Below are 2,678 nucleotides of genomic sequence, written 5' to 3'. Positions count from 1 at the left end.
GCGCGCGAGATCGTCGACTGGCTGGACGGCAAATGGGTCATGACCCTCGACATGATGAACGGCGATCACTGACCGGAGGCGAGAGCCTCCAGCCGGGCCAGATGGGGCGCTTGTTCCGCTTCGCTCCAGAATGCGCCTTCCAGGCTGTTCCGGGCGAGGGTGACGAGATGGTCCCGCTCAAGCCCGACCGCCCGGGCGGTCTGCACCCAGTTGTCCAGGAGATAGCCTCCGAAATAGGCGGGATCGTCGGAATTGACGGTGGCCTTTAGGCCCAGCTGCAACATGCGCTTCAGGGGGTGCGCCTCCAGGGACGGCACCCCGCAGAGCTTGAGGTTCGACAGGGGGCAGACCGTGAGCACTTGGCCCTCCCGTGCCAATCGGGACGTCAGGGCCGCGTCCTCCAGAGCCCGGTTGCCATGGTCGATCCGGTCGATCTGGAGAAGGTCCAGGGCCTCTGCGACATAGGCGGGCGGGCCTTCCTCACCAGCGTGGGCGACCCGCTTCAGGCCCCGCTCGCCGGCGGCCCGGAAGACCTTCTGGAAGCCTGACGGCGGAAAACCGGCCTCGGAGGAATCCAGGCCAACTCCCAGCAACCGGTCCAGCCAGGGCTCGGCGGCCTTCAGGGTGTCCAGGGCTGCGGCTTCCGGCAGGTGACGCAGGAAGCACAGGATAAGGCCGGTGGAGAGGCCCAGTTCGGTCTCCGCCGCGGCCATGCCGGACAGGAGGCCCTCGATGGCGACCCGGAAGGGCAGGCCGCGGTCCGTGTGGGTCTGGGGGTCGAAGAAGATTTCGCACCGGACCGCGCCATCCGCCGCCGCCCGGCGGAAATAGGCCAGGGCCAGGTCATGGAAGTCCTCTTCGGTCAGGAGGACCGCCGCCCCCTGGTAGTAGATGTCCAGGAAGTCCTGGAGCCGGCTGAAGCTATAGGCGGCGCGGACCGCCTCGACGCTGTCGAAGGGTAGGGCGACCCGGTTCCGCCGGGCCAGTTCGAACATCATTTCGGGCTCGAGAGAGCCTTCGACGTGCATGTGGAGCTCGGCCTTCGGCAGGCGGCGGATAAAGTCGGTCGTCGCGTCCATGGCGATAGCAGAGCGCGGGCGGGAGGGCGGCGTCAAGCTTCCGCTGGGTCCGGCTTGACGCTCCCGTCCCCCTGCCTGACTCTCGGGCGCCAGAGGAGCGCGTCATTCCTATTCCCCCCTTTCTGAGCCAGCTTGCCCTCTCCGGCGTCGCAGTCCTCGTGATCGTCGCCCTGGTGGCGGCGGCGCGCCTTTCGCGGCCTACCCCGCCGCTGGATGAGGCGAGGGCGCGAGCCCTCCTGGCGGACGACTATCCCGATGCGCAGGTCGACCGGGTCTGGCTGGCCGCCGATGGCGCCGCCGCCCTTGCCCGCTCCGGCGCCCGCGCCCTTTATCTGTTTCGCCTCGGCGACGCCTGGGTGGCCCGGGACCTGGCCTGGACCGACGCGGCCGCGGCGCCCGTCCGCGACGGCCGCTTGCATCTGCGCCTGCCCGGCGTGAGCCCGCGACTTGCCCGTCCCGCCCTGGCGGGATGGACTCCGGAGACGACCTGATGCTGGAAGCCCCCTTCGATCCGGTCAAGCTGGCCATCCCCTTCTTCATCCTGGCGATCCTGCTGGAGATCGGCCTGGGGCGTCTGCGTCTGGCCAGGGCCGAGTACGAGGCCCGGGACACCCTGGTCTCGTTGGCCATGGGCCTGCTGCGCGGCGTGCCTGCCCTCCTGACCGCCGGCCTGGTCTTCGTAGCCACGGTCTGGGCCTGGGAGCACCGGATCTTCACCGTACCTTTCACCGCCTGGTGGGGCTGGGTGGCGATCTTCTTCCTGGAAGACCTGACCTACTATGTCTTCCACAGGCTCAGCCACGAGTGGCGGTTCTGGTGGGCGGCGCACGTCAACCACCACTCCTCCCAGCACTACAGCCTGTCGACGGCCCTGCGGCAGACCTGGACGGGAGGCCTGGCCGGGACCTGGCTCCTCTGGCTGCCCCTGGCCTTCCTCGGCTTCTCGCCGGCGCAAATCTTCATCCAGCAGGGGATCAGTCTCGTCTACCAGTTCTGGATCCACACCGAGGCGGTCGGGCGCCTGCCTGCCTGGTTCGAGGCGGTGTTCAACACCCCGTCGCACCACCGGGTCCACCATGCCCGCAACCCCCGGTACCTGGACCGCAACTATGCCGGCATCCTGATTATCTGGGACAAGCTCTTCGGCACCTTCCAGGCCGAGCTGGACGAGGAAAAGCCCCGCTACGGCCTCATCCGCAACCTCGGCAGCTTCAACATCCTGACCGTGGCCTTCCATGAATGGATCGCCATTGGCCGAGACCTAGCGTCGGCCCGATCGCTACGGGAGGTTGTCGGATACCTCTTGGGCCCTCCGGGCTGGAGCCCCGACGGCAGCCGGGACACCAGCAAGAGCCTGAGGGCGCGCTGGGCCGCCCGCCAGTCCGCCGCCACCACCCCGGCCGAGTAGGCTAGAGCCGAACCAGCATCTTTCCCGCGTTGCGGCCCTCGAACAGGCCGATCAAAGCCTCCGGCGCGCGCTCGAACCCTTCCAGAACGGTTTCCTGGTAGCGGATCTGGCCCGACTTCAGCCAGCCGGTCATGTCGGACTGGAACTGCTCCTGCAGGTGGGGGAAGTCGGAGGCGACAAAGCCCTCCATC

The 2,678-nt window shown here is 68.3% G+C and carries 3 protein-coding genes and 1 pseudogene; 2 read left to right on the top strand and 2 right to left on the bottom strand.

Translation table 11 applies throughout. The annotated features are described in order from the left end of the window. Nucleotides 1-65 precede the first annotated feature (65 nt). On the bottom strand, nucleotides 66-1,079 hold the full coding sequence (locus tag IM632_RS09200; RefSeq protein WP_296482450.1) for an adenosine deaminase: 1,014 nt from the start codon (nucleotides 1,077-1,079) through the stop codon (nucleotides 66-68). A gap of 158 nt (nucleotides 1,080-1,237) precedes the next feature. Here IM632_RS09200 and IM632_RS09195 point away from each other — a divergent pair, with 158 nt between their 5' ends. Both IM632_RS09195 and IM632_RS09190 read left to right on the top strand, forming a co-directional pair. Continuing rightward, nucleotides 1,238-1,570 (top strand): hypothetical protein, encoded by a 333-nt coding sequence (locus tag IM632_RS09195; protein WP_296482452.1) that lies wholly within the window; start codon nucleotides 1,238-1,240, stop codon nucleotides 1,568-1,570. Then, on the top strand, nucleotides 1,570-2,487 hold the full coding sequence (locus tag IM632_RS09190; protein ID WP_296482455.1) for a sterol desaturase family protein: 918 nt from the start codon (nucleotides 1,570-1,572) through the stop codon (nucleotides 2,485-2,487). The genes IM632_RS09195 and IM632_RS09190 overlap by 1 nt, the downstream gene beginning before the upstream one ends. 1 nt (nucleotide 2,488) lies before the next feature. Here IM632_RS09190 and IM632_RS09185 read toward each other — a convergent pair. Continuing rightward, a pseudogene (locus IM632_RS09185) lies at nucleotides 2,489-2,678 on the bottom strand (NADP-dependent oxidoreductase); the annotation flags it as partial.

Origin of the sequence: Phenylobacterium sp. (assembly GCF_020402505.1) — a bacterium.
Classification (GTDB): domain Bacteria; phylum Pseudomonadota; class Alphaproteobacteria; order Caulobacterales; family Caulobacteraceae; genus Phenylobacterium.
The sequence above is the reverse complement of the archived record's forward strand: the minus strand, read 5'-3'. Positions and strand labels throughout refer to the sequence as shown.